A 4,806-nucleotide genomic window follows, 5' to 3' on the forward strand; every position below is an offset into this window, starting at 1 on the left:
TAGTTACAACAGATTGCTCTGATTTAACTGAATAAGAAATTATTCTAATTATTTTAATTTCTTTCAGTTATTATTAAATCTGTGTTATCAGTGAGATCCGCGCGGGGAAATTACCCAAAATACCATTGCTGAATAGTTACAATAAAAATATCTTTTTGTTAAAATGTGTTACTTTTTTAATTTTTATATTTCAAAAATTAAGAATTCCGAACACGCCGTCAAGTCAACGCACACGGGGCATCAGGGCACTTCGACACCAACCGCAGTTTACAAACGCAAATGTTTACAAGTGTTTTAATTGTTTGGATTCTATTCGCATTTTGACTAACTTTGTAACAGAAAAGGGGCAGAATTGCCCGCGCAAGTGTACATTTTTACCAAAAACACACACTTGCGGAACACAAAAACATCAAACTTCGAAATGACCGGAATTATTAGAAATAACATATTAACAATTATCGCAGTGTGTGTAGCCATGTTAGCTCCCGTGATGGGCGCGCAGGCTCAGGAACTCGATACCCGCAAGCACGGTTCAGTGCTCGAACAAATCACTAACGCCAACATCCACAAAGCTCATCGCGACCGCGTGCAGGAAATCCTTGACTACGCCTACAAGTTCAAGGGCGTTCCCTACCGCCACGGAGCAATGTCGCCCAAGGGGTTTGACTGCTCTGGTTTCACCAGCTTTGTGTTCCAGCAGTTTGGTTACAAACTCAACCGCACCGCTAGCGGACAGGTGATGAACGGCGACCGCATCAACCGCAGCGACCTCCAGCCCGGCGACCTCGTGTTCTTCAACGGACGTGCAGTGGGCAAGCGCATTGGCCACGTGGGCATCGTCACCAAGGTCAACGAAGACAACACATTCAAGTTCATACATGCAGCCACACGCACTGGCATCACCGAGAGCCATTCAAGCGAGAGCTACTACAGCCGCCGCTACATGGGCGCATGCCGAGTAATCGAGCAACAGTAATAAAACATCATTTATATATACGACAAAGGTTCCTGCCAACACCGGCACGGAACCTTTTATTTTGCATCATTGCTGCCCCGACAAAAACAAGAAAAAGGTTAAACCGGCCAATATCACCAGTTTAACCCCTCCAGTTGTGCGCCTGATAGGACTCGAACCTACACAACTTGCGTTACTAGATCCTAAGTCTAGCGCGTCTACCAATTTCGCCACAGGCGCTTTTTGCACTGCAAAGTTAGTAAATTATTTAGAAACACGAAACATTTTCTAAAAATATTCAGTAACTTTGCCCCGTAATATCGATTATAGGCAACATGAGCTTTTTAGAACAACTGAATTTTTCAGGCTTGATTATGGGCGCGGTCACGTTTCTCGTGATAGGGCTGTTCCATCCTTTGGTCATCAAGGGCGAGTACTACTGCGGCACTCGCTGCTGGTGGGCATTCCTGCTGGCAGGCATCGTGCTTGTCGCGGCGGCGCTGCTGGTGAACGACATCATGTGGTCGTCGGTGCTCGGCGTCACGGCTTTCTCTTGCTTCTGGAGCATCCTTGAGGTGTTTGAGCAGCAAGAACGTGTCAAGAAGGGATGGTTCCCCCGCAACCCCAAGCGCACCTATCCGTGGGACAAAAGCAAGGAGGACAAGAAATGAAAAAAATAGGCATCATCAGCGACACCCACTCGTGGTGGGACGACCGTTACTCCCAGTACTTCACTGGATGTGACGAGATTTGGCACGCCGGCGACATAGGCAGCGAGGCCGTGCTCGACAGGCTCTCGGCCATCGCCCCGGTGGTGCGTGCCGTCTATGGCAATGCCGACGGCGGTCCCTTGCGCAAGCGGCTCAAGGAGATGGAAATCTTCGAGACCGAGGGCGTGAAAGTGGTGCTCACGCACATAGGCGGATACCCAGGCAAGTACGCCCCAGGCATGCGCAGCCGCCTGCAGCTGTCGCGTCCCAAGCTCATGGTGTGCGGACACAGCCACATCCTCAAGGTGATGCCCGACCGCTCGCTCGACGTGCTTGTGGTCAACCCGGGCGCTGCCGGAAGGCAAGGCTGGCAACGGGTGCGCACGCTCATCACCCTCACCCTCGACCAGGGAAGCATCACACACTGCCAGGTCATCGAACTTGGCGAAGACAAGAAACAAATTCAAGGACAAACGATATGAACACCAAGACTTTATTGCGATACATCATGGCCGTTGCACTGCTGGCAACCTGTGTGTTAGCCACTTCGTGCCACAGCAACGAGCAGAACTACAAGGCAGCCTACGACAAGGCTATGGACAAGTACAAGACCGGCATAGGCGCAGAGACCTACGACCGCATCCAGGCCGAGAAGGTGCGCCCCAACACCGTGATCAACGGCGACAGCGTGCGGCTCGTGCGCATGTATGCCAACGTGTATGACGACTCCACGACCATCGCCAAGCCCTACAACGTGGTGGTGGCCGAGTTCACCCAGCAATTCAACGCCAAGACCATGCGCGACCGCCTGCGCACCGAGGACCACCTGCCCAGCTATGTGCTCTTCGGCGGCAACGAGCGCAAGTACTATGTCATCGCAAGCGGATTTGACGACAAGGAAAGCGCAGCTTTCTTCCTTAAAGAAACCGACAAGAAACTCAAGACCAAGGTGCTCGTGCCCAGGGCATGGATTTTAAACCGACTTTAACTTTAACTCGCGCTCACATGGAACTCAAATTACCTCCCCGCATCGACGGCGCCACGCCCGAGGTGCTCACCGACGTGCGGCAAGTCACCGTTATCGGTGCCAACGGCTCGGGAAAGAGCCGCTTTTGCGACGCTCTCATCAACGAACTGGGCGGCAAGGCCTACCGCATCTCGGCCCTGCGCGCACTGTATCCGGCACGACGGCAGCGGGAAATTTTGCCGGGTTCTATCGACGATATGTTCCAGCACATCAACGAGAACCACCCTCACCTGGTCAATGATGCCAACAACGAGTTTGACAAGCTCTCTTACATCATGCTCATCGACGAGTTCAGGGAACTCATGGGCTACAAGACCCACCGGCTCATGAACGAGACCGTCGATTTCCCCAAGACCAGACTCGACATGGTGGTGAAGATGTGGCAGGAGGTTTTTCCCAAGAACAAGGTGCTGCGAGAGAACGGCAAGCTCATGTTCAGCAATGACGCTGCCGACGACAAGTTCACCGCCATCAGGCTCAGCGACGGCGAGAAGGCAGTGCTCTACCACATCGCGGCAGTGCTATATGCCATGCCTGGAGCGGCAATCATTGTGGATGACCCCGAGGTGTTCATCCACCACAGCACCATGGTCACGCTGTGGAACGTGATAGAGGAAATGCGCCCCGACTGTATGTTCATCTACAACACCCACGACGTGGAGTTCGCCTCGTCGCGTGTTGATAACCGCTGCGTGTGGGTCAAGGCCTTTGACCCTGCCCAGAAAGCGTGGGACTACGAGGTAGCCACATCGAGCCACAACCTCGACGACGCTATCTACTACGACATCCTGGGCAGCCGCAAGCCTGTGCTCTTCATCGAGGGCGACGAGGAACACAGCATCGACTCCAAGCTCTACCCGCTCATCTTCCCCGACCACGTGGTCAAGCCGCTGGGCAGCTGCAACAAGGTCATTGAGGTGGTGCGTTCCTTCGGCGACATGCATGCATTTCACCACATCGACTGCCGCGGCATCGTGGACCGTGACCGCAGGGGAGACCAGGAAGTGACCTACCTGCGACAGAAAAACGTGCTCGTGCCCAATGTGGCCGAGGTAGAGAACATCTTCCTGCTCGAGGCGGTGGTGCGTGGCGTGTGCCGCTACAAGCACCGCAACGAGGCCCTTGTGCTCAATCAGGTGAAGCGACATGTCATCAACACATTTGAAGCGCAGCTCAAGCAGCAGGCGTTGCAGCACGTGCGTCACCGCGTCAAGCACGACGTGGAAGTGCGCATCGACATGAAATTCAAGTCCATCAACGCGCTCGAAGACCACATGCTAGACCTCGTCAACGAGCTCAACCCGCGTGGTTTCTACGACCAGGTGTGCCGCGATTTCCACACCATGGTGCACCACAACGACTACGCCGGCGTGCTCAAAGTGTTCAACCACAAGCCACTGCTGGGCGAAGTGGCCACCCTGTGCGGTTTCCACAGCAAGGAGGACTACATCAAGACCACGCTCAACATCCTCAAGAGCGACGGCCCGCTCTCACGCTCAATACGCGCCGGCATCCTGAAAATCTTCGAGCTATAACCCTCTCACACTCTGTCTCCCACAGAGTATTGGAGTTTTTTTTACTGAAAGAAATTATCCGAAATTAGAAGATTTTTTCTATCTCTCACGAAGTATTGGATTAGGGTTTTATGCCTAAAGCAAGCTTTGGGCACATAACCCCCACCGAAGGGAGTGAAACGACTGCCGGTGGGGGGTGTGAAGTGTAACAAAATCGCGGTTGAAGACCGCTACCTCGAAACGTGCAAGGTTGCGGTCTTCAACCGCAGTATAGTGTATCGCATTTACCCTGCCCTGCCTTCGCTTGCGCTCAGTTAGGACAGGGTTATGTGCAGAACTGCGTTCTGCGTGTCGGCTTCCAGACTCTCATTACAAAATCATGTGTGAGTGAGATCCGCGCGGGGAATCTGCAAAAAAACTATTGTAGTATAGTTACAACAGATTGCTCTGATTTAACTGACTCAACTTTAGCATTTGATAATAAATATTGCTAATTTATTGTCCGGCAGGACAATACCTGAATAACCCCCACCGCCGAACGAAGTGGCGGTGGGGGAAGAAATGCAACATGCACCGCGTCCAGCAGGACGCTAATCGGAG

General features: G+C 52.7%; 5 protein-coding genes and 1 tRNA gene. 5 read left to right on the forward strand and 1 reads right to left on the reverse strand.

The annotated features are described in order from the left end of the window. The first annotated feature begins 421 nt into the window (after window positions 1–421). On the forward strand, window positions 422–976 hold the full coding sequence (locus ACKI3C_RS10025; RefSeq protein WP_407404608.1) for a C40 family peptidase: 555 nt from the start codon (window positions 422–424) through the stop codon (window positions 974–976). 137 nt (window positions 977–1,113) lie between these two features. Here ACKI3C_RS10025 and ACKI3C_RS10030 read toward each other — a convergent pair. Next, a tRNA-Leu gene (locus tag ACKI3C_RS10030) sits at window positions 1,114–1,195 on the reverse strand. 95 nt (window positions 1,196–1,290) lie between these two features. Between ACKI3C_RS10030 and ACKI3C_RS10035 the strand changes: the two genes are divergently transcribed. From ACKI3C_RS10035 to ACKI3C_RS10050, 4 genes are read left to right on the forward strand one after another with little or no spacing between them, the layout of a single operon-like run. Continuing rightward, entirely contained in the window at window positions 1,291–1,626 is a 336-nt protein-coding gene (locus ACKI3C_RS10035; RefSeq protein WP_407404610.1) for a DUF4491 family protein, read from the forward strand. Further along, on the forward strand, window positions 1,623–2,147 hold the full coding sequence (locus ACKI3C_RS10040) for a metallophosphoesterase family protein (RefSeq protein ID WP_407404612.1): 525 nt from the start codon (window positions 1,623–1,625) through the stop codon (window positions 2,145–2,147). The genes ACKI3C_RS10035 and ACKI3C_RS10040 overlap by 4 nt, the downstream gene beginning before the upstream one ends. Then, the gene (locus tag ACKI3C_RS10045) at window positions 2,144–2,653 is read left to right on the forward strand and encodes an SPOR domain-containing protein (RefSeq protein ID WP_407404614.1); all 510 of its coding nucleotides are present in this window, start codon (window positions 2,144–2,146) and stop codon (window positions 2,651–2,653) included. Before ACKI3C_RS10040 ends, ACKI3C_RS10045 begins: the two co-directional genes overlap by 4 nt. A gap of 17 nt (window positions 2,654–2,670) precedes the next feature. After that, on the forward strand, window positions 2,671–4,227 hold the full coding sequence (locus ACKI3C_RS10050) for a DUF4435 domain-containing protein (protein WP_407404616.1): 1,557 nt from the start codon (window positions 2,671–2,673) through the stop codon (window positions 4,225–4,227). Window positions 4,228–4,806: the final 579 nt, after the last annotated feature.

This window comes from Sodaliphilus sp. (genome assembly GCF_045598405.1).
Classification (GTDB): Bacteria; Bacteroidota; Bacteroidia; order Bacteroidales; family Muribaculaceae; genus Sodaliphilus; species Sodaliphilus limicaballi.

Bases quoted from the DNA above. Each gene is read 5' to 3' on its own strand.
- ACKI3C_RS10050 (WP_407404616.1), top strand. From the start codon at position 2,671: ATGGAACTCAAATTACCTCCCCGCATCGACGGCGCCACGCCCGAGGTG.
- ACKI3C_RS10035 (WP_407404610.1), top strand. From the start codon at position 1,291: ATGAGCTTTTTAGAACAACTGAATTTTTCAGGCTTGATTATGGGCGCG.
- ACKI3C_RS10040 (WP_407404612.1), top strand. From the start codon at position 1,623: ATGAAAAAAATAGGCATCATCAGCGACACCCACTCGTGGTGGGACGAC.
- ACKI3C_RS10045 (WP_407404614.1), top strand. From the start codon at position 2,144: ATGAACACCAAGACTTTATTGCGATACATCATGGCCGTTGCACTGCTG.
- ACKI3C_RS10025 (WP_407404608.1), top strand. From the start codon at position 422: ATGACCGGAATTATTAGAAATAACATATTAACAATTATCGCAGTGTGT.